The sequence below is a fragment of the Delftia sp. DLF01 genome, assembly GCF_014852125.1.
Lineage (GTDB): Bacteria > Pseudomonadota > Gammaproteobacteria > Burkholderiales > Burkholderiaceae_C > Comamonas > Comamonas acidovorans.
In genome coordinates this window covers 261,672-287,211 of sequence record NZ_JACVAZ010000007.1, presented here as the reverse complement: position 1 = coordinate 287,211, position 25,540 = coordinate 261,672, and the positions used below count along the sequence as shown (strand labels likewise).

The window sequence follows — 25,540 nt, the reverse complement described above, 5'->3', positions numbered from 1 at the left end:
TGAACTTCACTTCTATTCTCATGAGCGTTTTTGGCTTCAAAGAGCCGAGTTCCAAAGAACTTGGCTGTTCGCCTCAAACGCCCACGCTTATCGGCTGTATATTTTTAAGGATCGAAGCAGAGAATTTCTTCTTTACTTCCGACTCGCTGCGATCAGCGAAGCCTTGAATTCTAGCACAGTTTTTAGCGTCGTTGCAATCAAATTTCTTCGATTTTTTCAACACTAGCGATCTGCATCGCTTCTCTTCAGTAGAGCCTTGCATTGTAGCACGTTTTTCCAACCCGCCAACAACAAGATTCCTACCGCAGCAACCAGAGCATCAGCCCCAACCACCGGATCAGGCCACCGAAGCAACCCTCTCATAAAAAAAGCCACCCTTGCGGGTGGCTTTTTTCTATCCTGGCGGAAACGGAGGGATTCGAACCCTCGATGAGGCTCTACACCCCATACTCCCTTAGCAGGGGAGCACCTTCGGCCACTCGGTCACGTTTCCGGAATGACGTTATTGTAACGTGCTTTTTTGCCGGTTTCGGCAAAACGATGATTTTATTCCGGCTTGTCGAGACCGAAGGCGGTGTGCAGGGCGCGCACGGCCAGCTCCAGGTACTTCTCGTCGATGACGACGGAGGTCTTGATCTCGGAGGTGGAGATCATCTGGATGTTCACGCCTTCCTGGCTCAGTGCACGGAACATGGTGGATGCCACGCCCACATGGCTGCGCATGCCGATGCCGACAATGCTGACCTTGGCGATGTTGGGGTTGCCGACGACTTCGGTGGCACCCAGGGCGGGCACGACCTTGTCGCGCAGCAGCTCCATGGCGCGTTGGTAGTCGCCCTGGCTGACGGTGAAGCTGAAGTCGGTTTTGCCTTCCTTGCTGATGTTCTGGATGATCACATCGACTTCGATGTTGGCATCAGCCACCGGACCCAGGATGCCGTAGGCGATGCCGGGGGTGTCGGGCACGCCGAGAACGGAGATCTTGGCTTCGCCGCGGTTGAATGCGATGCCGGATACGACGGCCTTTTCCATTTTTTCGTCTTCCTCAAAAGTAATCAGCGTGCCGGAGGTGGATTCCTCCTCCAGGTCGATGTCCCAGGGCGTGAAGCTGGAGAGCACGCGCATGGGCACCTTGTACTTGCCGGCAAATTCCACCGAGCGGATCTGCAGCACCTTGGAGCCGAGGCTGGCCATTTCCAGCATTTCCTCGAAGCTCACGGTGTTCAGGCGCTTGGCGGCCTGCACCACGCGCGGGTCGGTGGTGTAGACGCCGTCCACGTCGGTATAGATAAGGCACTCGGCCGCCTTCAGCGCCGCAGCCACGGCCACGGCCGAGGTGTCGGAGCCGCCACGGCCCAGCGTGGTGACATGTCCGTTGGGATCGATGCCCTGGAAGCCCGTGATGATGACCACGCGACCAGCGTCGAGTTCGGCGCGAACGCGCTTGTCGTCGATGGACTCGATGCGTGCCTTGGTGAAGCTGCTATCGGTGCGCACGGGAACTTGCCAGCCCGAGAAGCTGATGGCTTCCACGCCTTCGGCCTGCAGCGCAATGGCCAGCAGTGCCGACGACGCCTGCTCGCCCGTGGAGGCCAGCATGTCGAGTTCACGGTAGTACGCCGTTTTGGCCGAGCCGGGAGCCAGCTCGCTGGCCAGACCCAGCAGACGGTTGGTTTCGCCACTCATGGCGCTGGGGACGACCACCATCTGGTGACCGGCACGAGCCCACTTGGCCACGCGCTTGGCAACGTTGCGGATGCGCTCTGTCGAGCCCATCGAGGTGCCGCCGTATTTATGAACGATCAGTGCCATTGGATATCAGGGTGACGAAACTGCTTGCCACGGCGCTGTACGACAGAGGGATGCCTGTGCAAGCCAGGATGTTCGAGAGGACTGCGCATGAAGCGAAATGTCCGCCCGGACCCGTCTTGCGCAAGCCGTTTGGTTTTGGCGCGCCGCCGGTTTTCGTACAAAGTTGGACCAAAACTCGTCAATTGTACCAATCGAGCACCGACCCCAGGCGCCGCACAAAACCCCGCCCCATCTTGAGATGGATGCGGTGGCCTCGCGTAAGGCAAACGCCGATCTGCGCGAGCAGCTGATCGAGCTGCGCGGCACTGGGCGTGGTGGCATGCACACTGCGCAGCCAGTGGCGCAGCACATTGGCCTGGCGCGCGGGGCTCAGCGCTTGCAAGGCGGTGATGCCGGGGGGGGTGCCGATGGCCGCCAGATCGGCCTGCGCCATCTCCTGCAGAAGCTCGGCCGCCTCGGCGCAATGCCGGCTGCTGCGCGCGAACGTGGCGCGAAACTGGGGAAAGGCCTGCTGCAGCGCGGGTAGCAACTGGGCGCGGATGCGATTGCGCGTATAGCGTGCGTCGGCATTGGTCGGGTCTTCCACCCACGCCTGGCCACGCGCCGCAAGCCAGTCACGCAGGACCTGGCCGGGCAGATCAAGCAGCGGACGATGCCATTCGAGATCCGCCCTGCTCCACTGCGCCGGCATGGCAGCCAACCCGGCCACACCGGCGCCGCGAGACAGGGCCAGCAGCAGCGTCTCGACCTGGTCGTCCGCATGTTGCGCCAGCGCCATGCTGCGAACGGGCGGCAAGGGCTCTCCGCCAGCGCCCTGCCCAGGCCAGGGTTCGCGGGCAGCCTCTATCAGCGTTGCGTAGCGCAGCTGGCGTGCGGCGTCCTCAGGACTCTGGCCCGGCGCGTGGCGTGCGTCCACGCGGCGAATCTTCAAAGGAACGGCATGCTGCGCGCAGACTTTCTCGCACTGGCCGACAAAGGCATCGGCCGCCGACTGCAGACCGTGGTGCACATGGATGGCCACGACCTGGCCCGGCCAGCGCTCGGCGCAGGCCAGCAGCAGCGCCGTGGAGTCCGCACCGCCGCTGAAGGCCACGGCCAGCGGCAGTTGCGGCGCAAAGCGATGGATGGCCGCGTCCAAAGCGGCACCTGGCGCAGCATCTGGAGCGGCTGCCGGAACATTGCGCAGCGGGTCGGTGATCGGAATTTCCACAGGCTTGGATCAGAGGTATCAGGACGCGGGCCAGGGATTGGCGCAAAAAGCAAACGGCTCCCAGGGGGAGCCGTTCAGTGTGCCAGAGCGTGGCGCAGGCCTTCAGCGGTTGTCGGCCTTGGTGTCGGCGAAGCGTCCGTAGCTTTGCAGGCGCTCGTAACGGCGATCCTGCAGTTCCTTGGGCTTGAGGTCCGCCAGCTGGCGATAGGCATCGCCCAGCGCGCGCTTGAGGAAAGCTGCCATTTGCTTGGGGTCGCGGTGGGCGCCGCCCACGGGCTCGTTGACGATCTTGTCCACCAGGCCCAGGGCCTTGAGGCGGTGGGCCGTGATGCCCATGGCATCGGCCGCGTCCTGGGCCTTTTCGCCGGTCTTCCAGAGGATGGAGGCGCAGCCTTCCGGGCTGATCACGGAGTAGACGGCGTATTGCAGCATCAGCACCTGGTCGGCGACGGCAATGGCCAGGGCGCCGCCCGATCCACCTTCACCGATGACGGTGGTGATGATGGGGGTCTGCAGTTGGGCCATTTCGTAGATGTTGCGGCCAATGGCTTCGGACTGGCCGCGCTCTTCGGCTTCGATGCCGGGGAAGGCGCCAGGCGTGTCCACGAAGGTGAAGACCGGCAGGCCGAACTTTTCGGCCGTCTTCATGAGGCGCAGGGCCTTGCGGTAGCCCTCGGGGCGCGTCATGCCGAAGTTGCGCAGCGTGCGCTCCTTGGTGTCGCGGCCCTTCTGGTGGCCGATGACCATGCAGGAAATGCCATTGAAGCGCGCCAGCCCGCCCACGATGGACTGGTCGTCGGCGAAGTGCCGGTCGCCGTGCATCTCGATGAAGTCGGTGAAGCAGTCGCGCACATAGTCCAGCGTGTAGGGACGCTCGGTATGGCGCGCGATCTTGGTGATCTGCCAGGGCGAGAGGTCGCTGTAGATGTCCTTGGTCAGCTGCAGGCTTTTTTTGCTGAGCTGCTCGATCTCTTCCGAGATATCGACTGCGCTTTCGGTCTGCACGTAGCGCAGTTCCTCGATTTTGGATTCGAGCTCGGCGATGGGCTGCTCAAAATCCAGAAAGTTCTTTTTCGCCAACTTGTTTCTCCTTGTCCCAGCCAGGCACGGTGCATGCGTTCCGGCCGGAAAACGGGGGTTGATCGGGTGTGATCGGTTTGTCTTCAGGCTGCAGGCTGCGGTTCGAGCGAGCGCCAAATATACCAAGTCGCCACGGTGCACCACGGCTTCCAGGCCTCGGCAACCTCACGCGCCTCGCTGCGGCTGACGGGGTCGCCTGAAAAATAGTTCTGGCTGATGCCCGAGATCAGGCCTGCATCGTCCAGCGGCAGCACATTGGGCCGCTGCAGGTAGAAGATGAGGAACATCTCGGCGGTCCAGCGGCCCACGCCTCGGATGGACATGAGCTCGGCCACGATGGCTTCGTCACTCATGCCCTGCCAGTCGTCCTGGTGCAGGCGGTGCTCGGTGAAGTGCATGGCCAGGTCCACCAGGTAGTCCACCTTGCGGGCAGACAGGCCCACGGCGCGCATGTCGTCCACCTTGAGCTTGAGCACCAGGTCAGGCGCCATGCGGGCGGGCAGGCGCGCGAACTTGTTCCACAGCGTCTGCGCAGCCTTCATCGAGATCTGCTGGCCCACGATGGAGCGCGCCAGCGTGGCGAAGGCATCGCCGCCGGGCTGCAGGGCCAGGTGGGCAAAGCGCGGGATCAGGCGCTTCATCACGCGATCGCGCCGCACCAGCTGGCGGCAGGCCTCGGCCCAGTAGGCCGGGGCGCCCTCAGGCGGCGCGGGCAGGGATATCTTGGCCTTGGGAGCGGAGGCAGCGGCAGCGGCGGCCGCAGGCGCCGAACCTGCGCGCGCGCCCAGCGTCACCATCGGCAGCGGGGCCGGTTGCTGTTCGGGCACGGGCAGATCGGCCACCAACGGCAACTGCTCGAAATCCATGGTGTCCAGGGGTTTGGCGGAGGCCATCAAAGCACCTCCCCGCACCTGGCGCGGCACATCTGGCAAGGCATACGGATCAGCCCTTTGCGGCTGCCTCCCAGGTCGTGCCTGCGGGGGAGTCCTTGAGCACGATGCCCTGTTCCAGCAGCGCCTTGCGGATGCGGTCGGCCTCGGCCCAGTCCTTGGCCGCCTTGGCGGCTGCGCGTGCGGCAATCTGCGCCTCGATGGCGCCGACATCCATCTCCGAAGTGCCCGCCTGCAGGAAGGCCTGCGGGTCGCCCTGCAGCAGCCCCAGGCAGCCGGCCAGGGCCTTGAGCAGGCCCGCCGTCTCGGCACTCTTGCTGCGGTTGACTTCGGCAGCCAGCTCGAACAGCACGGCCACGGCCTCGGGCGTGCCGAAGTCCTCGTCCATGGCCGTCTTGAAGCGTGCGGCAGCGGGATGATTCCAGTCGATGGCAACCTCGGCAGGCGCGACCAGGCTCAGCGCCGTGTACAGGCGCTTGAGCGCGCCGCGTGCGTCGTTCAGGTGCACGTCGCTGTAGTTCAGCGGGCTGCGGTAGTGGCTGCGCACGACGAAGAAGCGCACGGTCTCGGCGTCGTACTCCTTGAGCACGTCGCGGATGGTGAAGAAGTTGCCCAGCGACTTGGACATCTTCTCGTTGTCCACGTTGATGAAGCCGTTGTGCATCCAGACCTGCGAGAACGGCTTGCCGGTCGCGCCTTCGCTCTGGGCGATCTCGTTTTCGTGGTGCGGGAACTGCAGGTCGGCGCCGCCGCCGTGGATGTCGAAGCTCTCGCCCAGCATCTCGCAGCCCATGGCCGAGCACTCGATGTGCCAGCCGGGACGGCCCACGCCCCAGGGGCTGGCCCACTTGACCTCTTCCGGCTCGGCGGGCTTGGCGCTTTTCCACAGCACGAAGTCCAGCGGATCCTGCTTGCCGTCCTGCACGGCCACGCGTTCGCCGGCCTGCAATTCGTCCAGCGACTTGCCCGACAGCTTGCCGTAGCCGGGGAACTTGCGCACGGCGAAGTTCACGTCGCCATCCGTGCCCTGATAGGCCAGGCCCTTGTCCTGCAGACGGCCGATCATGGACAGCATCTGCGGCACGTATTCGGTGGCGCGCGGCTCATGCGTGGGGCGCTCGATGCCCAGGGCGTCGGCGTCCTGGTGCAGGGCGTCGATCATGCGGTCGGTCAACGAGCGGATGGTCTCGCCGTTCTCGACGGCGCGACGGATGATCTTGTCATCGATGTCGGTGATGTTGCGCACATAGGTCACGCGATGGCCGCTGGCACGCAGCCAGCGCTGCACCACATCGAAAGCGACCATGGAGCGTGCGTGTCCCAGGTGACACAGGTCGTACACGGTCATGCCGCACACATACATGCGCACATGGCCCGGTTCGATTGGCGAAAACGCTTCCAATGCACGCGACAGCGTGTTGTAGATACGCAAACTCATGGATGTTTATCAGGGGAGAAAGGGTCGCTGCAGGGGGCGCGTCCCACGCGCCGCCGGACCCTTGGCGCCGATGCAGGCATGCTCAGCAGGGAGCAGGAGCGGCAGGCGCAGAGCCCGTGTGACCCAGCACACCCCTCAGCTACAATTGACCGCAGTATAAGCCCGCGCCGCGGGGCATTCCCCCGAGGCCCCGAAAGCACCTACATGCCTCTACGCAACTCGTTTCGCTCCGCCCTGCGCCTCGCGGCACTGGCGGCCCTGCTCGCAACAGGCCACGCCCACGCCGACGACTATACGGAAGTGAATCAGTTGCTGCGCAACGGCAAGAGCACCCAGGCGCTGGCACGCGCCGATGCCTATCTGGCCAAGAACGCACGCGACCCGCAGATGCGCTTTCTCAAGGCGGTTGCACTGACCGACAGCGGCAAAACAAACGAGGCCATCGCCGCGCTGAATCAGCTCATCGAGGACTACCCCGAGCTGCCCGAGCCCTACAACAATCTGGCGGTCATCTATGCCGGCCAGAACCAGCTCGACAAGGCGCGCTCCGCGCTCGAATCCGCCGTGCGCAACAACCCCAACTACGGCGTCGCCTACGAGAACCTGGGCGACATTCATGCCCGCCTGGCCTACGAGGCCTACTCCAAGGCGCAAGGCCTGGATGGCCGCGCGGCCAGCGTGCGCCCCAAGCTCAAGCTGCTGCGCGACCTGCTGGCGCCCGTCACCGCCGCCAAGTAGGCCCCCGGCCCACGCGCGCAGCCCTTGCGCCAGCGCGCGTGCGGCGGTCGATCGGGTCTTGCCATGCCTGGCGCGCACCCGCAGGAACCTGCCCGGTTTTCCCCACTCCATCCCCCAGCCCTTTGGCTTTCACAGGAGATTCGCATGACCACACGCCGCATTGCGTCGCTTTCCCTGGCCGGCATGGCCCTGGCCGCTTCCCTTTTCACCGCGCTGCCCGCCATGGCGCAGAACGCCACGCCCAAGGTGCAGATCAAGACCAGCATGGGCGACATCGTGCTGGAGCTGAACGAAGCCAAGGCCCCCAAGACCGTGGCCAACTTCATGCAGTACGTGCGCGACAAGCACTATGACGGCACGGTGTTCCATCGCGTGATGGACGGCTTCATGATCCAGGGCGGCGGCATGGATGCCAGCCTCAAGGAAAAGCCCACGCGCGCACCGATTCCGCTGGAGGCGGACAACGGCCTCAAGAATGACCGGGGCACCATCGCCATGGCGCGCACGGGCAATCCCAACTCGGCCACCTCGCAGTTCTTCATCAACGTGGTGAACAACGACATGCTCAACGCGCCCAAGCCTGACGGACATGGCTACGCCGTCTTCGGCCGCGTGGTCCAGGGCATGGATGTGGTGGACAAAATCCGCACGGTGGCCACGGGCAACCAGGGCATGCACCAGAATGTACCCACCAAGCCGGTGACCATCCTCTCGGCCACCGAAGTCAAGTAAACCGCGCGCCGCGCCTTGCGTGGCACGCCCTTCCCCTCCATCCAACAAGGAATCGCCATGAGCAATCCCCAAGTCGAACTCCACATCGCCGACCACGGCGTCATCACCATCGAACTCGACGCCGCCAAGGCCCCGAAGAGCGCAGAGAACTTCCTGGCCTATGTGAACAAGGGCCACTACAACAACACCATCTTCCATCGCATCATCGATGGCTTCATGATCCAGGGCGGCGGCTTCGAGCCCGGCATGAAGCAAAAGGAGACGGACGCTCCCATCGAGAACGAGGCCAAGAACGGCCTGAAGAACGACAAGTACACCCTGGCCATGGCCCGTACCGGCGACCCGCACTCGGCCACCGCCCAGTTCTTCATCAACGTGGCCGACAACGGCTTCCTGAACCACACCTCGCCCAGCGCACAGGGCTGGGGCTATGCCGTGTTCGGCAAGGTGATCAAGGGCACCGAGATCGTGGACAAGCTGCGTGGCGTGAAGACCGGCCGCAACGGCGGCCACCAGGACGTGCCCAAGGATGACGTGATCATCGAAAAGGCCGTGGCCCTGTAATCAGGCGCTTGCGCACACGGGGCGGCCGTGCCCTTTCGGGTCCGGCCGCCCTGTTGTCCATGCGCATGGCACCAGGCCGTGCGCATGGACAACAGACCCGCTCCAGAGCCGTCCCAAGGCTCCTACAGCCCTTCATGCAGCGCCCTTGCCGGGTGCCCCGTCCCATGGCCCAGACCGCCGCGCCCCGCCCTCTTCCCGTGCCGCCCATTGCGGCCGAGTGGACATTGCCTGCGGGCTGGCGCACGCTGGAGTTCATCTCGGACCTGCACCTGCAGGCCAGCGAGCCCGCCACCGTGCAGGCCTTCCGGAACTACCTGGCCGCCACGCGGGCCGATGCCGTCTTTCTGCTGGGCGACCTGTTCGAGGTCTGGGTGGGTGACGACGCCCTGCTGGAGCCGGGCAGCTTCGAGGCCGAATGCGCCACCGCCATGCGCGCGGCAGCCACCCGCACGCCGCTGTTCTTCATGCAGGGCAACCGCGACTTCCTGACCGGCGCGCAGTTCGATGCGCTGTGCGGCACGACCACCCTGACCGATCCCACCGTGCTTGACTGCGGCGACCAGCGCATCCTGCTCAGCCATGGCGATGCCCTGTGCCTGGACGATGTGGACTACCAGCGCTTTCGCGCCATGGCCCGCTCGGCGGCCTGGCAGGCCGGCTTCCTGGCCCAGCCGCTGCAGGTGCGCCGCGACCAGGCACGCGGCATTCGGCAGGAGAGCGAGTCGCGCAAGCGGGAATCGGACGGCCATGGCGCCGCCATGCCCACCTATGCCGACCTTGACGCGCAGGCCACGCGCAGCTGGCTGCATGCCGCAGGTGCCGCCACCCTGATCCACGGCCACACGCACCGCCCGGCCGACCATGACCTGGGCGATGGCCTGCGGCGCATCGTGCTCAGCGACTGGGATCTGGCGGCGCCCGTGCCCCGCGCCGAGGTGCTGCGCTGGGAGCGCGGCATGGGCCTGCAGCGCCTGCCGCTGTCCGACGTTCTTGAACAGGCCAGCCCGCCATGAGCCTTTGGCAACACCTGGGCCGCTGGGTCCGCAGACTGGGCCGCCGCGCACGCTCCACGGTGTCGCCGGTGCCCGAGATTCCCGCGCCGCTGTGGCTGTCCACGCTGGCCGCCTACCCTTTTCTCGCGTCGCTGACGCTGGAGGAGCAATCCAAGCTGCGCGCCCTGGCCGCCGTCTTCCTGCAGCGCAAGCGCTTCCACGGCGCCCACGGCCTGCAAGTGAGCGATGCCATGGCCCTGGAGATTGCCGCCCAGGCCTGCCTGCCCCTGCTGCACTGGGGCGAGCCGCAGGGCGCGCTGTCCTGGTATGACGACTTTGTCGGCATCGTGGTGCACCCGGGCGATGCCGTGGCACGGCGCCAGAGCATGGACGAGGCCGGCGTCATCCATGACTACGACGAAGTGATCATGGGCGAGGCCATGCATGGCGGCCCCGTCATGCTCAGTTGGCAGGCCATTGGCGCAGGCCGCGGGCCGCATGCCAGCCACCATGGCCACGGCGGCCAGGTAGCCAACGTGGTGATCCATGAATTCGCCCACAAGATCGACATGCGCAACGGCGGTGCCGACGGCTGCCCGCCCCTGCCGCCGGGCTTCATGGGCAGCAGCTCCGCGCGCCAGGCCCGCGAGATATGGCAGGCCGCCTGGGCACCGGCCTACGACGCCTTCCGTGAGCAGATCACCATCGCCGAGCGCTTTGGTGGCGAATGGCCCTGGCTGGACGGCTATGGCGCCACGGCGCCCGCCGAATTCTTCGCCGTGGCCTGCGAGGCCTTCTTCGTGGACCGCGCCCGCTTTGCCCTGGAATTTCCCACGCTGGCGCCGCTGCTGGCTGCGCTCTTCAAGCCGGCCACCAGTCAATCCTGATCGGAGCAAACCTCCTTCAGGGCCTGGGCGAACAGGCGCTGCTCCTCGTACTGCCCGCCCGCCTTGCGCTCGAACAGGGTGATGGGTGGCAGGGTCCAGCCAAAACGGTGGCGCACGATGCCCACGCCCGCGATGCGCACCAGTTCCTCGGCAATGTCGGCCGGCACGATGGACACGGCCCGCTCATTGGCCGCCACCAGTTCGCCGATCACCTTGGCCGAGAGCGTTTCCACAAACGGCGGCGGCGGCTCCACGCCCGCGCGCAGAAAAAAGTCGGTGATCTGCTCGCGCATGGGCGTGCGGCGCTGGCCCAGCACCCAGTCAAGCCCCGTGAGTTCGGCCCATTGCAGAGGTCGGCGCCCCAGCCGCGTGGCCAGGCTGCGGTGGGCGATCAGGCGAGGCTCCTGCTCATAAAGCACGCTGTGCCGTATGCCGCTCATGTCCAGCACGGCCGAGGCGCGGCCAATCACGCAGTCCAGCTCATGCGCGCGCAACTTTTGCAGCAGGCGGTCGCTGGTGTCCTCATGCAGCGTGACCGTGATGCGCCGGCCTTGCGGCCGCGTCCTGCCGATGGCATCGGCCAGCATGCGCGCCGGCAGGAAGGGGATGACACCCACCTGCAGGTGCGCCGCACGCTGCTGCCCCACGGCCTCGATGTCGTAGGCCCAATGGTCCAGATCGGCCAGCATGCCCCGGGCGCGCGCCAGCACCAGCGCGCCCAGCTCCGTAGGCTCCATGCCGCGCGCAGAACGCAGGAACAGCGGCGCGCCGAACAATGACTCCAGCTCGGCCAGGGCCTGGGTCACGGCGGGCTGGCTGGTGGCCATGCGCTCGGCCACGCGGGTCAGCGTGCCCAGCTCGCTGATGGAGCGCAGCAGCAGCAAATGCTTCATCTTCAGGCGCGTGGCCATGCGGTGGGCCAGTTGGGCAGCGGTCGATGCAGTGCGGTTTTGCGGCATGGATTCAGGCGTGGTGCGGCATAAGCAAAACCATATTGAACAATAAAAACAAACGAATTTCTGCTTATGCATGCGTTCCAGAATTCCTGCGTCTTGCACACCCAAAACGAAAGGACCAGGCAGACCATGGATGGCATGTTTTTCATCATCGCGCTGGGCGCGGCGGCGGCCGGATTCGTGCAGGGCCTGTCAGGCTTTGCCTTCGGCATGGTGGCCATGTCGTTCTGGGCCTGGGTGCTGGAGCCGCGCGATGCGGCCGTGCTCACCGTCTTCGGCTCGCTGCTGGGCCAGGTGCTGTCGGCCATCACCGTGCGGCGCGGGTTTGCGCTGGCAAAGCTGCTGCCCTTCATCCTGGGCGGTCTTGCCGGCATTCCGCTGGGCGTCTTGCTGCTGCCGCACCTGGACATGGCCTGGTTCAAGGCCCTGCTGGGCGGCATGCTGGTGCTGTGGTGCCCGGTGATGCTGCTGTCGGCCCGGCTGCCCAGGCTGGCGCGCGGCGGCCGGGTGGCCGATGGTGCCGTGGGCCTGGCTGGCGGCGTCATGGGCGGACTGGGCGGCTTCACGGGCACGCTGCCCACGCTGTGGTGCACGCTGCGCGGCTACCCCAAGGATGAGCAGCGCTCCGTCATCCAGAACTTCAACCTGTCCATGCTGGCCGTGACCATGGCCACCTACCTGGGCACCGGCATGGTCACGCGCAGCATGCTGCCGCTGTTCGCCATCGTGGCGCCGGCCATGCTCATTCCATCGCTGCTGGGCTCCAGGCTCTATATCGGTATCAGCGAGGCACGGTTCCGGCAGATCGTGCTGGGCCTGCTGTGCCTGTCCGGCGTGGCCCTGCTGGCGTCTTCCGTGCCCGTACTTTTGCAGCGCGTGGCCTGAGCCCAAGCCCCCTTCAGACCACCAGCACCTAGACCGTCTCGGGCACGGACAGCATGTGGACCAGGTGGCGGAAGTCCGTGGCGACCACCTCGGCTCCCGCGCTCCTCAGCAGTTCTGCCTTGGCACCCGCGCCCACACCCACGAATTGCAGCTGCAGTTGCCTTGCGGTGTGCAGATCCCAAAGCCCGTCGCCGAAGGACACGACCGATGTGATCTGCGATGCATCTCGGCCAGCGCTGGCGGCGGAGATGGCTGCGCTGACGATTTCCTCGCGCGTGGCGAATTCGCTGGCTGTCACCAGCAAGCGCTCGGGGCAGGCAATGCACGCCGCCGCCAGCTTGGCTTGCGCCAAATGCCGATAGGAACCCGTGGCAAAGGCAAACCGTATCTGGCCGGACTCGGCCAGCTTGGCCATGAAGTCCGCGGCGCCGGCAATCTCCTGCACCTGGGCAGGAACCTTTTCCCATTCCCGGACCAGGGCGCTGACAAAGCGGGCCTCGTCCTCGACGGACGCTTCGCGGCCGTGGGCGCGCGCGAAGGCTTCGCGAAAGATGCCTGAATCCGTGTGGTGGCGGTAGCCGCCCCAGTTCTCGTCCACCTCCCGCATGCCAATGGCGCGAAAGGCTGCTCCAAAGCAGCGCTGGTGCGCGGCAACGCTGTCCGTGAGGGTTCCGTCTATGTCGAAGATGTAGATATGCATGGCAGGGAAAAATCCTGGATGACCGCTCCGCGAATGCTGCGGTGCAGCCAGAGCATGCCGCGCACCCGGACCGAAGCCTCGGTCAACTTTGCAGTCTTCATGGACGCCGCGCTATGCTTCATCATATATTACGAACTGCACCAGCCCATCCATGAGAGGCCTTCCGATGTTGACGCCCCCCTTCAAACTCAGCGCAGGCGGCATGGCCGCCCTGGGCGCCGCCGTGTCGGCAGGCGCGTTGCAGTCCGGGGACGGCCAGTGCTGCGGGCACGACCATGTCCGCGAAGAGCATGGCGGCGCAGCGCACGCCCAGGCGCGCACCCGGCTCTACCAGCTGGACACGCATCTGCACTGCTCGGTGATAGGCACCTGCCTGAGCCCGGCCGAGCTGCGCAAGCTGATGGGCAGGCACATGGATATCAAGGGCAAGACCGACCTGGAACTGCACCACCAGGCCGTGGGCCTGGCGCATGAGAACGGCGACCTGTCCAAGGCCATCCACAAGGCGCTGGACCAGCGCCATGCCGCCGTGATCAAGGGCTTTGCCGCCGCCCAGGACGAGGCTGAACTGGAGGTCGCGTGGAAGCAGGCCTGGCAGCAGGGCGAGACTCCGGGAGCGTACTGGGCCCTGCTCACGCACAAGTGCACCAGCTTTGCGCTGCGGCAAATGGCCTTTGGCGAGGTGCACATGCTGTCGCACCTGATGGGATCGGCCAACCGGCATGAACTCAAGCGCTTCGTGGCACTGGAAAAGGAAAACCTGGAACTGCAGGACAAGCTGGAACGCGAACGCCAGCGCCACCACCAATCCCAGCTCGAACGTGATGCGCTGGCCAGCCAGCTGCGCCAGCAGTCCCTGGACTTCGAAGCCCGCCTGTCGCAACTCAGGACAGGGGCAGCCCCTGGAGGCGAGACCCGCCCCGACGATGCCAGCGCCCTGGTGGGCATGCACACCGAACGGCGCGAGCGTGCAGAACGCGCTGCCGAACAGGCCTGGGCCGAGGCTGACCGCCTGCAGCAGATGGCCGAGCAATTGCAGCAGCGCGTGCAATGGCTGGCCGAGGAACTGGCCGCCGCCGAAAAGGAGCTGCATCGCGCCGCCACCCAGCCCCAGGCCCCCGATGCCGCGCAGCAGCAGGCGCTGCAGGGCCGCAAGCTGCTCTACGTGGGCGGGCGCCCCAGCTCCACTCCCGCCATACGCGACCATGTACAGCGCCATGGCGGCGAGTTCCTGCACCACGACGGCGGACTGGAGACGCGCAAGGGCCTGCTGGCCGCGCAGCTGCCCCGCGTCGACCTGGTGGTGTTCCCCGTGGACTGCGTGGACCATGATTCCGTGGTCAACCTCAAGCGCCTCAGCGAGCGGCATGGCGTGCCCTTCATCGCGCTGCGCACGGCCAGCCTGGCCAGCTTCGCGGCCACCGTGGCGCGCGAGTTGGCACCGCCCGACGCGGGAACCCGCACCACCAGCGCATCACACTTTTGCCTGCGCCACGGTTGATGGTGCCGCGTGGCGCGGGCCCAGCGCCGGGCCTTGTGTTTTCAGGATTCCATCAGTACCTCAGTACCTCAGTACCGCGCATCGGCCGGCTTCTTGTCCTTGGGCCAGTCCTTGTGCTTGTTGGCAAAGTCCGGGCGCGGCTGGTGGCTGAAGTACTCGGCCACGTCCACGGCCTCCTGGTCGCTGAGGCCGCCCTGGCCCAGCGGGAAGTTGCCATGGAAGGCGATGGGCATGTTGCGCTTGACGAAGGCCGCTGCCGTGTAGGTGCGCGCCATGCCCGCGCCGATGTTGAAGGACTCGTCACCCCACAGCGGCGGATAGACCCACTGGCCCTTGGCGTTCTTCACGCCCTCGCCCTCGCCGCCATGGCAAACCGCGCACTGGGCCGCATAGACCTTCTTGCCGTTGTCCACGTTGGGCACGATGGACTGGCTGATCTTGCCCACGCCCCGGCCTTCGACCTTGTCTTCGGGTTTGGTTTCGCGGCGCATCCAGTCGAAGTAGGCGACCATGGCCTTGATCTCGTCGGACTCCAGCGGCAGAGGCTTGCCGTTCATGGAGCGCAGGAAGCAGCCATTGATGCGGTCCTCCAGCGTGATGACGCGGCCCGCGCGCGGCGCATAGCCGGGGAAGAAGGCCGAGACACCGATATAGGGCGAACCATCGGCCACCGTGCCCGCGTTCAGGTGGCAGCTGGCGCAGTTCAGCGCATTGCCCACATTCCTGGGCAGCAGGTCACGCGTCTCTATGTTCAGGCGGGCGCCGTAGACCAGTTGCTTCGCGTTGGATTCGTCCAGCATGGCGGCCAGGCGCGGCGTCTCGAAGGGGCGTGCGCTTTCGCCCTTGGCATCGAGCTGCTTGCGCATGGATTGCACCTCCTTGGCATGGATCTCGCGCGCATCGGCACGGCCCCAGCTCTTGCGGGCGAAGTTGAGGATGTCGGCAATCTCCGCATCCTTGAGCTGTGCGAAGGCCGGCATGGTCAGCGGCCGTGCATGGCTTTGCGTGACGGGCGCCTTCCAGCCCACCAGCATCAGATGGATCAGGGTGGACGGGTCCTGCGACTGCAGCGAGAAATTGCCGGCCAGTGGCGGGAACACGTCCTTCACGCCACCGCCATCGGCACGGTGGCAGTCGGCGCAGAACTGCAGATAGCCCAGGCCGCCCCGGCTGGCGTAGAGATCGGCAGGCACGTCGGAAGACACTGCCGACGTGGCGGACGGCGCATGCCCGGAGGCCTGCGGCGCCGGATGCGGGGCGATGACCGGCCCCGGCCCCTGGGCCACCTGCATGGGCAGATCGTTCTTGCCTGCGGGCAGCGACTTCAGATAAGTGCCAATGGCCAGCAGGTCCGCATCGCTCATGTACTGCGTGCTGTGCTGCACCACGTCGACCATGTTGCCGGAGACCGTGCCGTGGCTGTTGCGCCCGGTCTTGAGCAACTGGGCGGTTTCCTCGGGTGTCCACAGATTGCGCAGGCTCAGCGCGCGCCAGTTCTCCACGGTCTCGCCGGCCAGGAAATACTCGCCCTTGCTGCCCTCGCCGGTCATGGTCTTTTCCTGGAAGCCCACGCCGCGCGGCGTATGGCAGGCGCCGCAGTGGCCCAGGCCCTGCACCAGGTAGGCACCCCGGTTCCACTGGGCAGTTTGCTGCGGTTGGGGCTGGAAGGGCGTGTCATCCAGAAACACCCAGTTCCACAGCGCCAGGCCCCAGCGCTGGTTGAAGGGAAAGCCCAGGTCGGATTCCTTGTTGGCCGCCTTCACGGGCGCCACGCCCTGCAGCAGATAGGCGTACAGGGCCTGCATGTCCTCGGCCGTCATCTTGGCGTAGGAGGGATAGGGCATGGCCGGGTACATGTTGCGGCCATCGGCCGCGACGCCCTTGCGCATGGCGCGGTCGAACTGCTCGAAGCTGTATTTGCCCATGCCCGTATCGGCGTCGGGCGAGATATTGGTGGAATAGATCTTGCCGAATGGCGTCTCCAGCGCCAGCCCACCACCCATGGGCTGGGATTTATTGCCGGTGTGGCAGGCAACGCAATCTCCCAGGCGTGCGATATATCGGCCGCGATCGACCAGGGTTCTTTGCTCCGCCGTCAGGTCCGCTGCGTAATCGGCAGGCAGGTCATCAATGATTTGTGGCATTTGCGCATGGTCCACTCCGGGCGCCGGCGCCGAAATGGCCAGTTGCCAGGCGGCGGCCGACAGCACGGCCACGCACAGCAGGCCTTGCTTGAGCGAGATTTTCATCGTCTTCGATCCACTGAAATGAATTATTATTAAAAGAGGCAAAAATGGATATTGACGAGATATTCAACCCAACGCCTGCAGCCATTGCAGCAAATGATCATCTCTTTGCGCAATATCTTCTTATATATACAAATTCTAGTGGTATCTCCCTATTTTTTCCATGCAAGCCGACGAAAACGATAAGCCAATAGCGCATTTAACGCGGGCTTAATCAATGCAGGGAAAAAGCGCGCGCAGCCGCCTCGGGCGGGCACAAAAAAAGCGGCCCGCAAGGGGCCGCTGATTTCACCGTCGGTGTATCCGTCAGTGTATGGGGTGGCGGCTCGCCCGCCGGGCTCAGACCGCCTGGCTGCAGCGGCGCGCCGCCTGCGCCACGCTGTGCGCGTCCACGCCAAAGTGGCCGCGCAAAGCGGCACGCGTGTCACTTCGGCCAAAGCCGTCCGTGCCCAGGGTGAGGAATCGCCTGCCTGCGGGCAGGAAGGCGCGCACGGTCTCGGGCACGGCGCGCACATAGTCGGTGGCGGCAATCACGGGGCCCTGCGTGCCGTCCAGCAGTTGGGCGATCCAGGGCTGGCCAGGTGCCTCACCTGCCAGCATGCGCTGCTCGCAGGCCACGCCATCGCGCGCCAGTTCGCTCCAGCTGGTCACGCTGACCACGGTGGCGGCCATCCCCTCGCTGGCCAATTGCTCGGCGGCCTTGAGCACTTCGGTGAGGATGGCACCCGATCCCAGCAAGGTGACATGCTGCGTGGCACGGTCCGCATCGCCAAAGCGGCCGAACACATAGCCGCCGCACATCACGCCTTCGGCCGCGCCCGGTGGCAGGTCGGGCTGGGCGTAGTTCTCGTTCATCAGGGTGATGTAGTAGAAAACGTCGCGCTGCTCGACCAGCATCTCGCGCATGCCGGCGTCCAGTATCACGGCCAGCTCGCCCGCATGCGCGGGGTCCCAGGCCTTGCAGTTGGGAATGGTGGCCGCCACCAGATGGCTGGAGCCGTCCTGGTGCTGCAGGCCTTCTCCGCCCAGCGTGGTGCGGCCCGAGGTGGCGCCCAGCAGAAAGCCGCGCGCCCGCTGGTCGGCCGCCGCCCAGATGGCGTCGCCCACGCGCTGGAAGCCGAACATGGAGTAGTAGATGTAGAACGGCAGCATGGCCAGGCCGTGCACGCTGTAGCTGGTGGCCGCCGCCGTCCAGCTGGCGATGGCGCCGGCCTCGCTGATGCCCTCCTCCAGGATCTGGCCGTCCAGTGCCTCGCGGTAGGACAGCACGGAGCCGATGTCCTCGGGCGCGTAGCGCTGCCCCAGGCTGCTGTAGATGCCCACCTGCTTGAACAGGTTGGCCATGCCGAAGGTGCGCGCCTCGTCCGCCACGATGGGTACGATGCGCGGACCCAGCTGCGCGTCCTTGAGCAGGCCGCCCAGCATGCGCACGAAGGCCATGGTGGTGCTCATCTCCTTGCCGGCAGGCGCCAGCGCGAACTGCGCGTACTGCTCCAGGCCGGGCACGGGCACGCGGTCGCACACGGTTTCACGGCGCGGCAGTGCGCCGCCCAGGGCCGTGCGGCGATCGCGCAGGTACTGCATCTCGGCGCTGTCATCGGCAGGTTTATGGAAGGCCAGGCCCTTGGCCTGCTCGTCACTGAGCGGCAGGTTGAAGCGGTTGCGGAACTCGATCAGGTCGGACTCGTCCAGCTTCTTCTGGCTGTGCGTGGTCATCTTGCCCTGCCCGGCCGATCCCATGCCGTAGCCCTTCTTGGTATGGGCCAGGATCACCGTGGGCTGGCCGCGATGGGCGGCAGCCGCTGCATAGGCCGCATGGATCTTCACCAGGTCATGGCCGCCGCGCTTGAGGCGGTCGATCTGCTCGTCCGTCAGGCCCTGGGCCAGGGCGGCGAGCTCGGGGTTCTGTCCGAAGAAATGCTCGCGGTTGTAGCGTCCGTCCTTGGCAGCGAAGGTCTGCATCTGCCCGTCCACCGTGCCGCCCAGCGTGCGTGCCAGCGTGCCGGTGAGGTCGCGCGCAAACAGCCCGTCCCAGTCGCTGCCCCACAGCAGCTTGACCACGTTCCAGCCCGCGCCGGCAAACAGCCGCTCCAGCTCATCGACGATGCGGCCGTTGCCGCGCACCGGGCCGTCCAGACGCTGCAGATTGCAGTTGACCACCCAGACCAGGTTGTCCAGCCCTTCGCGCGCGGCCAGCGTGAGGGCGCTCATGCTTTCGGGCTCGTCCATCTCGCCGTCGCCAAACACGCCCCAGACCTTGCGCTCCTGGCAGTCCAGCAGGCGGCGGTGCGTGAGATAGCGCATGAAGCGCGCGTGGTAGATGCTGCTGATGGGGCCAATGCCCATGGAGCCCGTCGGGAACTGCCAGAAATCGGGCATCAGCCAGGGATGGGGATAGCTGGACAGGCCTTGCGCGCCAGCGGCCGGCGCGCTGATCTCCTGGCGGTAGTGCTGCAGGTCCTGCTCGCTCAGCCGCCCTTCCAGGAAGGCCCGCGCATACACGCCAGGCGCGCTGTGCGGCTGGAAGAACACCAGGTCGCCCCGGTGCTGGCCTGGCGCCAGCCCCTCCCGGGCATGGAAGAAATGGTTGAACCCGGTCTCGAACAGGTCGGCCGCGCTGGCATAGCTGGCAATATGGCCGCCCAGCTCGCCATAGGCCTGGTTGGCGCGCACCACCATGGCCAGCGCGTTCCAGCGCATGATGGACGCCAGCCGCTCCTCGATGGCCAGGTCGCCCGGAAACACCGGCTGCTGCTGCGCCGCCAAGGTGTTCACATAGGGCGTGTTCAGGTCAGGCTGCCAGCCCAGGCGCTGCTCCCGCGCCATGCGCGCCAACTCTTCCAGCACGAAGCGCGCGCGCTGCGGACCTTCTGTGGCGACCAGGGCCAGAAAGGCCTCGCGCCATTCGGCGGTTTCCTGGGGATCGGTATCGATATCGGCCAGCGCGGCCAGTGGCGTGGGTGCGTTCATGCCCGCCACTTTAGGACTGGCAGGCCGGCATGAGCAGCCGTTCATGGATAAGGAAAACGCCATATTCCAGCATTTCATGCCGGTATCTACATAAAATCCGGCACATGAAACTGGACACCATCGACTTGCGCATTCTGGCCGAGTTGCAAACGGACGGCTCGCTGTCCAACGTGGAGCTGGCGCGGCGCGTGCATCTGTCGCCTTCGCCATGCCTGGCGCGCGTCAAGGCGCTGGAGAAGGCTGGCGTGATCGCGCGCTATGTGGCGCTGGCCAATGCGTCGGCGCTGGGGCTGGGGCTGAATGTGTTCATCAACATCAGCCTGAAGTCCCAGGCCAAGGAATCGCTGGCCGACTTCGAGCGCCGCATTGCCGAGCACGACGAGGTCATGGAGTGCTACCTGATGAGCGGCGACGCCGACTATCTGATCCGCGTGGCGCTGGCCGACATCGGTGCGCTGGAGCGCTTCATCGTGGAGCAGCTCACCCCGATTCCGGGCATAGAGAAGATCCGCTCCAGCTTCACCCTCAAGCAGGTGCGGTACAAGACCGCCCTGCCCCTGCCGGCCGCAGGCTGAGGCGGATGGAGGCTGGCCTCAGCCCGCAGGCTTGCCCATCTCGCCGGTGGCGATGCGGCGGCGCAGCTCGCCCAGCACGGCCTTGAGGCGGCGCTCGTTGTCCAGGCCCACGCGCACCAGCATCTTCTGGCCGCTGGACAGGGCCTGCAGCTCTGGGTCGGCGTATTCGTAGCGCACCCAGGGCTGAATGGAGGGCACCTCGCCCTCCACCTTGGTCAGCCGTACCTGCACCGGGCCTGCAGGCTCGGGCGCGGCGCGCAGGTGGTCTATGACGGCAATGAGGCGATCGTTGAAATAGCGGCTGGGATAGCCCAGGTCTTCATAGGCAGTCTGGAACAGGGGGTACAGCCGGGCATAGAGCTTGACGGCCCCGTCCATGGGAATGGACTCGGCAAAGGCCACGAAGGCCTTGTAGCGTGCGGCGTTGGCGGGGGCGATGGCCTGCGCCTCACCAGCCTCCGCCGCGCCCTCCACCGTGAAACGCTGAGGCGCCGGGTGCACGGGCCAAAGCCGTGCAGGGGCCTGGGAGCGGGTCAGGTTGTCCACGGTGGCCACGGCGCGGCGCACAAAGCCGTCCATCTGCAGAAAGCTGCCTGCCTTGTCACGGCCCAGCAGGCCGTTGAGGGCCTGGGTGACATGGGCGTCAGAGTCCTGCAGCGCGGGCAGGCCGGGGGCGGGTTGCTCCAGCGCATCGACAGGGTTCTGGGGCTCGGTCAGCTCGGGCGCGGGGACGGGTTCAGGTTCGGAGGGCTGGGTGGACTGGGCGGGCGCCTGCGCCACTTCCGCCGGCGCCTCGGGCACGGGGGCGGGACGCCACCAGTACCACCAGGCCGCGCCCCCCAGGGCGGCAGCCGCCAGCACCGCTGCGGCGATGCCGAAAGCCGATGGGCCGGAGGAGCTGGCGCGGGGGCGGAAGTCTTGGGGATCGCGTTCTGGCATGGATGGGTCCTTTGGCTTGGGCAGGGGCTGGCAGCTCAGTTGCCGCAGGACGTGCGACAGCAAAGCACACCCAGGGTTCCCCGGCTTTGCTGACACCGGCCCCTGCCTTGTGTTTATAAGCCGCCCCGCTGCCTGCACAGGCCATCGGGCGCGCCAGGCAACAAGGCGTTACCCGGCTTACCCGACCGTCTCAGCCCTGCGTGCCCAGATCCTGGAGCCAGGCCATGGCGGCCTGCAGCTCGTCGGGGCGGATCTCATGCATGCTGGGGTACTCGTGGTAGCTCAGCTGCAGCGGCAGGCGCTGCACGTGGCTGCGAATGGCGTGGGCGCTGGTCAGCGGAATGACGTTGTCGTAGGTGCCGTGGCTGACCCAGAGCGACTTGCCGTCAAAGGCCGCATCAGGGGCCTGGTGCGGCAAGGCCTCGGGCAGCAGGCGGCTGTGCCAGCACATGGCGGCGCGCAGCAGCGCGGGCTGGGTCAGCAGCAGGCTGAGCGCCATGATCCCGCCCTGGCTGAAGCCGCCCGCCACGGTTCGCTGGGCAGGAATGTCCAGCCGCGCTCCGGCCTGCTGCACGGTCTGGGCCACCAGGGCGCGGCTGTGCTCTTCCTGCGATGCGTGGATGTGGCGCGTGCCGTTGGCATCCACCGTGAACTGGAACCAGGCATGGGCTGAGGGACCCATGGAAAACGGAGCGCGCAGGCTGAGCACGTGGAACTGCGGCGGCACGAACGATGCGAGGCCGAACAGATCCTGCTCATTGCTGCCAACGCCATGCATGAGCACCAGCAGCCAGGGCTGCTGCCCCGGTGCGGGTTGTGCGGGGCGCTCCAGCGCCACCAGAGGCAGGTCGATCATCACGGACTCCTTGGTTTTTTAGCGATTTCCAGGACCGGGGTGGTCCCGGGCAACGCGCCATTGTGGCGCCTCGCCAAGTCCGCGGCAGCAGGAGGTTATGCCGCCTGCGCGTCCTCGAAGGCCATCGCATCCATGGCCAGGATGGAATACATGACTTCGCGGCTCAGATACCGTGGCCGCGCTGTCGCGCCGGCCGCGCCCAGCGCGAAGTACAGCGGCATGAAGTGCTCCTCGCTGGGATGGGCGCGCCGGGCCGAAGGCGCGCGGGCGCGGTAGTCCAGCAGCGCGGGCAGGTCCTGCGCCTGCAGGCGCGATTCGATCCAGCGGCTGAAATCCTGCACGTAGGGCGAGGAGGCGCTGGAGCCGCCGACGGCATGGTCGTCCTGCAGGCCATCCTGGCTGCGCAGGGCCTGCACGGCGTCGTCCACCCGCACCGTGGCCTCACCCGTGCCGCCCCGGAATTCGCCCAGGTTGTGCGTCATGCTGCCGGAGCCGACGATGAGCACGCCCTCATCGCGCAGCCCCGCCAAAGCTGCGCCCAGCGCATGGGTTTCGGCCGGCCCGGCCGAGGCGGGCAGGGACAGCTGCACCACCGGCAGGTCGGCATCCGGCAGCAAATGCATCAGCGGCACCCAGGCGCCGTGGTCGAAGGGCCGCTGCGCGTTGGCGGTGGAGGCAATGCCTGCGGCCTGCAGGCGGTCCATGACTTCCTGCGCCAGCTGGGGCGCGCCGGGGGCCGGGTACTGCAGTTCGTAGAGTGCGGGAGGAAAGCCGCCAAAGTCGTGCCAGGTGGAGGGCGTGGCGCCGGTCATGACTTCCACGCCGTGCGACATCCAGTGCGGCGACATGACGACCACGCCGCGCAGCGGCCCGTGGGCCTGGCGCAGCGCCCTGCCCCATTGCGCGAGCACGGGGCCGGTTTCACCCGGCTCCAGCGCGAACATGGGAGAGCCGTGGGAGACATAGAGCACGGGCAGCCGGGCACCGGCAGCGGAGGAAACCCGGGAAGAGTGGGGAGCGTGGGAGTCTTGCATTCCCCTAATGTAGGGACGCCCGGGCACCGCGCCAAGCCGCCAGCGGCAGCACACATTGTTGCGCTGGCCGGGTCAATCCGGATCAATCGTCGCGCGGGCGCCCTCGCAGGGCCTTGGTGGCGCCGTGCCGGCTCTTGCTTTCCAGGCGGCGCCGCTGCGACCCCAGCGTGGGCCGGGTGGCGCGGCGCAGGATGGGCTCGGGATAGGCGGCGGCCACCAGCACGTTGAGCCGCTGCAGCGCAGCGCGCAGGTTCTGCTCCTGCGTGCGGTGTTGCTGTGCCTTGATGACGACCACGCCCTCGTTGGTGATGCGGCCGTCGCGCAGGGCCAGCAGGCGCTGCTGCACGGCCTCGGGCAGGCGCGAGGCGCGCACGTCAAAGCGCAGGTGCACGGCGCTGGAGACCTTGTTCACGTTCTGGCCGCCCGCGCCCTGGGCGCGCATGGCGGTCCACTGCACCTCATGCAGCTCGATGGGCCGCATGCGCTCAGGCATCCAGCGCAGCGGTCAATGCCGCCACAAAGGCATCGGGACGCTCATGCATGACCCAGTGGCCCGCGCCGGGCACCAGCGCCAGGCCGCGGAAGTCGCGCGCATGGCGTGCAAAGACCTGGGCCAGCTCCTGCATCATCGGGCCCGGGTAGAGCGCGTCGTGTTCGCCATAGATGGCCCATACGGGGCCGCCCACGGCCTGCAGGGCACGCGCCAGCACGTCGGTGTGCGAGAGACGGCGGCGCGGAAGGCGATCACGCTCCACGTTGAGCACATGCAGGGCCAGCGTGTCCTCGTCGATGAGGCTGGCGTCATGCAGCATCAGCGCCTGCAGGTTGTAGCGGTGGGCCACGGCCTGCGCCTCGGGCGTGGCCAGGTGGCGCCAGCCCTTGAGCCGCACGGCCAGGCCCTTGCCCACGCCCATGCCGGGCGCCCCGGCCAGCACCAGGCGCCGGGCCAGCGTGCCGTCAGCGGCGGCCAGCATGCCGGCCGTCATGCCGCCAAAAGAGAAGCCGACCAGATCGCACAGCGGGGCGGCGGGCGCAACGCCATCGGCCAGCAGCTGCCGCAGGCCTTGGCGCAGCGGCTCGACCAGGGTGTCGGCATCCTGGCCGCCCGGCACGCCGTCGGAATCGCCGAAGCCTGGCAGGTCGGGTATCCACAGCTGGCGCCCCTGGGCCAGCAGCGCGTCCATGCAGCGCAGCCAGTGTGTCCAGCTGCCGCTGCCGCCGTGCAGCATGACGATGGGCAGCTCGCCCGCGCGTGCCTCGCCCCAGACATGCCAGACCATGTGCCCGTCTTCGGGCTGCGCGGCAGACAGCGGCGTGGTAAGGCGCCGCGCCTGGGTGCGCAGGCGCTCAATGGCGGCGGGCGTATTCACCACTGGGCCACGGCGTCAATGGCCAGGCCGTAGCCGGCCACGCCAAAGCCGCACATCACGGCGCGCGCGGCGGCCGACAGGTAGGAGTGGTGGCGGAAGCTCTCGCGCGCATGCACGTTGCTGATGTGCAGCTCCACCAGCGGCACGCCCGTGCCCTTGACGGCATCCAGCAGGGCCACGCTGGTGTGGGTGTAGGCGGCGGCGTTGAAGATCAGGCCGGCCAGACGGCCTTCGGCGTGCACGCGGCCGGCTTCGTGGACCCAGTCCACCAGTTCGCCTTCGTGGTTGCTCTGGCGAAACTCCAGCCCCAGCCCGTAGCGCGCGCAGGCGGCTTCGCACAGCGCACGCACATCGGCCAGGGTCTGGGAGCCATAGATGGCGGGTTCACGCAGGCCCAGCAGGTTCAGGTTCGGGCCATTGAGGACATAGACGGTTTTCACGGCGGGGACACTCCAGGTTTCCAACGGGCTGGATTATGCGGGCCATCCCCGGCCCGGTCTTGGCGCAGGCGCCACGGAAAAAGCCGCCCCAAGGGGCGGCAAGAGTCGGTTCAGCGCAGTTCAGCTCAGATCAACGGCGCCAGTGGCCATGCCCGTGGCCATGGCCATGGCGGTACTCGCCACGGTATCCACCCCGGTAGCCGCCGCCATAGCCGTATCCGTAGCCGGGAACGACCACGACGGGCGGAGCACGGTAGACGGCGCGCGGCGCGTAGTAGACCGGCGGCGGGGGGGCGTAGTAGATGGGCTGGGGCGGTGCCACATAGACGGGGGCAGGCGCGACATAGACGGGCGCGCCATACATGCCCGGCGAATTCAGGCTGATGGACCATTGCACATCGCCCCGGGCCTGGGCGGCGCCCGAAGCCATGAGGGCGGCCAGGGCCAGGCCGGCTGCTGCTGCTTTTGCAACCCACGGGGAAGCTGTCGTTGTCATGGTGTCTCTCCTCGAAGTTGGACAGGCGTGGCAGGCATTGCCGCTGGTGCCGCCTTCCCGCACTTTGGCACAGGGGGACGGCATACGCCCTGCATTCTCAACGCGCGAGAGGGGTCTACGGATGGCAGGCTTTTATACAAGTTTGTTTCCAAATGCCTCAATCCTTGGCTGGCGCGGCTGTCCGAAAGCCGTCCGGAGCGGGTCTGCAGGCGGGCGCCTACAATGCTGC

Annotated in this window: 24 protein-coding genes and 1 tRNA gene; 8 read left to right on the top strand and 17 right to left on the bottom strand. The window is 66.6% G+C overall.

The window, feature by feature from the left end; all coding sequences use genetic code 11:
• Nucleotides 1–400: 400 nt before the first annotated feature.
• The 6 genes from IB269_RS28550 to cysS form a co-directional block, all read right to left on the bottom strand.
• Nucleotides 401–493 (bottom strand) — tRNA-Ser (locus IB269_RS28550).
• Between the two features lie 53 nt (nt 494–546).
• A complete protein-coding gene (locus IB269_RS28545) occupies nt 547–1,812 on the bottom strand; it encodes an aspartate kinase (protein ID WP_012204430.1) in 1,266 nt (421 codons plus the stop codon).
• 178 nt (nt 1,813–1,990) lie between these two features.
• Nucleotides 1,991–2,998, bottom strand: coding sequence for a tRNA lysidine(34) synthetase TilS (gene tilS / locus IB269_RS28540; protein ID WP_192368917.1), 1,008 nt, complete (start codon nt 2,996–2,998; stop codon nt 1,991–1,993).
• Between the two features lie 126 nt (nt 2,999–3,124).
• The gene (locus IB269_RS28535) at nt 3,125–4,102 is read right to left on the bottom strand and encodes an acetyl-CoA carboxylase carboxyltransferase subunit alpha (RefSeq protein WP_012204428.1); all 978 of its coding nucleotides are present in this window, start codon (nt 4,100–4,102) and stop codon (nt 3,125–3,127) included.
• An 83-nt stretch (nt 4,103–4,185) separates the two neighbouring features.
• Nucleotides 4,186–4,995 carry a DNA-3-methyladenine glycosylase family protein gene (locus tag IB269_RS28530; RefSeq protein ID WP_034391589.1) on the bottom strand — a complete coding sequence of 270 codons (810 nt, stop codon included), beginning with the start codon at nt 4,993–4,995 and terminating at the stop codon, nt 4,186–4,188.
• A gap of 49 nt (nt 4,996–5,044) precedes the next feature.
• The gene (cysS, locus tag IB269_RS28525) at nt 5,045–6,430 is read right to left on the bottom strand and encodes a cysteine--tRNA ligase (RefSeq protein ID WP_192368907.1); all 1,386 of its coding nucleotides are present in this window, start codon (nt 6,428–6,430) and stop codon (nt 5,045–5,047) included.
• A 204-nt stretch (nt 6,431–6,634) separates the two neighbouring features.
• Here cysS and IB269_RS28520 point away from each other — a divergent pair, with 204 nt between their 5' ends.
• The 5 genes from IB269_RS28520 (at nt 6,635) to IB269_RS28500 (ending at nt 10,343) form a co-directional block, all read left to right on the top strand.
• On the top strand, nt 6,635–7,168 hold the full coding sequence (locus tag IB269_RS28520; RefSeq protein ID WP_192368906.1) for a tetratricopeptide repeat protein: 534 nt from the start codon (nt 6,635–6,637) through the stop codon (nt 7,166–7,168).
• Nucleotides 7,169–7,312: 144 nt separating this feature from the next.
• Entirely contained in the window at nt 7,313–7,900 is a 588-nt protein-coding gene (locus tag IB269_RS28515) for a peptidylprolyl isomerase (protein ID WP_013803375.1), read from the top strand.
• Nucleotides 7,901–7,957: 57 nt separating this feature from the next.
• The gene (locus IB269_RS28510; RefSeq protein ID WP_034391586.1) at nt 7,958–8,464 is read left to right on the top strand and encodes a peptidylprolyl isomerase; all 507 of its coding nucleotides are present in this window, start codon (nt 7,958–7,960) and stop codon (nt 8,462–8,464) included.
• Between the two features lie 164 nt (nt 8,465–8,628).
• A complete protein-coding gene (locus IB269_RS28505) occupies nt 8,629–9,477 on the top strand; it encodes a UDP-2,3-diacylglucosamine diphosphatase (RefSeq protein WP_192368905.1) in 849 nt (282 codons plus the stop codon).
• The gene (locus tag IB269_RS28500; RefSeq protein ID WP_043823793.1) at nt 9,474–10,343 is read left to right on the top strand and encodes a zinc-dependent peptidase; all 870 of its coding nucleotides are present in this window, start codon (nt 9,474–9,476) and stop codon (nt 10,341–10,343) included. Before IB269_RS28505 ends, IB269_RS28500 begins: the two co-directional genes overlap by 4 nt.
• On the opposite strand, the gene IB269_RS28495 is transcribed toward IB269_RS28500, so the two are convergent.
• Complete coding sequence (locus IB269_RS28495) at nt 10,334–11,302, bottom strand: LysR family transcriptional regulator (protein ID WP_192368904.1); 969 nt, start codon at nt 11,300–11,302, stop codon at nt 10,334–10,336. The two genes, IB269_RS28500 and IB269_RS28495, sit on opposite strands and share 10 nt — an antisense overlap.
• Nucleotides 11,303–11,428: 126 nt before the next feature.
• On the opposite strand from IB269_RS28495, the gene IB269_RS28490 reads away from it, so the two are divergent.
• A complete protein-coding gene (locus IB269_RS28490) occupies nt 11,429–12,184 on the top strand; it encodes a sulfite exporter TauE/SafE family protein (protein WP_225614328.1) in 756 nt (251 codons plus the stop codon).
• A gap of 28 nt (nt 12,185–12,212) precedes the next feature.
• Here the strand turns inward: IB269_RS28490 and IB269_RS28485 are convergent, their stop codons facing one another.
• On the bottom strand, nt 12,213–12,884 hold the full coding sequence (locus IB269_RS28485; protein ID WP_192368903.1) for an HAD family hydrolase: 672 nt from the start codon (nt 12,882–12,884) through the stop codon (nt 12,213–12,215).
• Between the two features lie 166 nt (nt 12,885–13,050).
• Between IB269_RS28485 and IB269_RS28480 the strand changes: the two genes are divergently transcribed.
• Nucleotides 13,051–14,385, top strand: coding sequence for a DUF2325 domain-containing protein (locus IB269_RS28480; protein WP_192368902.1), 1,335 nt, complete (start codon nt 13,051–13,053; stop codon nt 14,383–14,385).
• Nucleotides 14,386–14,453: 68 nt separating this feature from the next.
• Here the strand turns inward: IB269_RS28480 and IB269_RS28475 are convergent, their stop codons facing one another.
• A complete protein-coding gene (locus IB269_RS28475) occupies nt 14,454–16,634 on the bottom strand; it encodes a c-type cytochrome (RefSeq protein ID WP_192368901.1) in 2,181 nt (726 codons plus the stop codon).
• A 336-nt stretch (nt 16,635–16,970) separates the two neighbouring features.
• Nucleotides 16,971–19,601 (bottom strand): alpha-ketoglutarate dehydrogenase, encoded by a 2,631-nt coding sequence (gene mdeB / locus IB269_RS28470; RefSeq protein ID WP_192368900.1) that lies wholly within the window; start codon nt 19,599–19,601, stop codon nt 16,971–16,973.
• A gap of 104 nt (nt 19,602–19,705) precedes the next feature.
• Between mdeB and IB269_RS28465 the strand changes: the two genes are divergently transcribed.
• Nucleotides 19,706–20,176, top strand: a complete 471-nt coding sequence (locus tag IB269_RS28465; RefSeq protein ID WP_012204416.1) for an Lrp/AsnC family transcriptional regulator — start codon at nt 19,706–19,708, stop codon at nt 20,174–20,176.
• An 18-nt stretch (nt 20,177–20,194) separates the two neighbouring features.
• Here the strand turns inward: IB269_RS28465 and IB269_RS28460 are convergent, their stop codons facing one another.
• The 7 genes from IB269_RS28460 to IB269_RS28430 form a co-directional block, all read right to left on the bottom strand.
• Entirely contained in the window at nt 20,195–21,115 is a 921-nt protein-coding gene (locus IB269_RS28460) for a DUF3014 domain-containing protein (RefSeq protein WP_192368899.1), read from the bottom strand.
• A 190-nt stretch (nt 21,116–21,305) separates the two neighbouring features.
• Nucleotides 21,306–21,971 (bottom strand): alpha/beta hydrolase, encoded by a 666-nt coding sequence (locus IB269_RS28455; RefSeq protein ID WP_013803384.1) that lies wholly within the window; start codon nt 21,969–21,971, stop codon nt 21,306–21,308.
• Between the two features lie 95 nt (nt 21,972–22,066).
• Nucleotides 22,067–23,005 (bottom strand): DODA-type extradiol aromatic ring-opening family dioxygenase, encoded by a 939-nt coding sequence (locus tag IB269_RS28450; protein ID WP_192368898.1) that lies wholly within the window; start codon nt 23,003–23,005, stop codon nt 22,067–22,069.
• 82 nt (nt 23,006–23,087) lie between these two features.
• Nucleotides 23,088–23,498: an alternative ribosome rescue aminoacyl-tRNA hydrolase ArfB gene (gene arfB, locus IB269_RS28445; protein ID WP_017405644.1), complete on the bottom strand. Its 411-nt coding sequence runs from the start codon at nt 23,496–23,498 to the stop codon at nt 23,088–23,090.
• On the bottom strand, nt 23,491–24,375 hold the full coding sequence (locus IB269_RS28440) for an alpha/beta fold hydrolase (RefSeq protein WP_192368897.1): 885 nt from the start codon (nt 24,373–24,375) through the stop codon (nt 23,491–23,493). Before IB269_RS28440 ends, arfB begins: the two co-directional genes overlap by 8 nt.
• A complete protein-coding gene (gene aroQ, locus IB269_RS28435; protein WP_012204410.1) occupies nt 24,372–24,815 on the bottom strand; it encodes a type II 3-dehydroquinate dehydratase in 444 nt (147 codons plus the stop codon). The genes IB269_RS28440 and aroQ overlap by 4 nt, the downstream gene beginning before the upstream one ends.
• A gap of 130 nt (nt 24,816–24,945) precedes the next feature.
• The gene (locus tag IB269_RS28430; protein ID WP_192368896.1) at nt 24,946–25,311 is read right to left on the bottom strand and encodes a hypothetical protein; all 366 of its coding nucleotides are present in this window, start codon (nt 25,309–25,311) and stop codon (nt 24,946–24,948) included.
• Nucleotides 25,312–25,540: the final 229 nt, after the last annotated feature.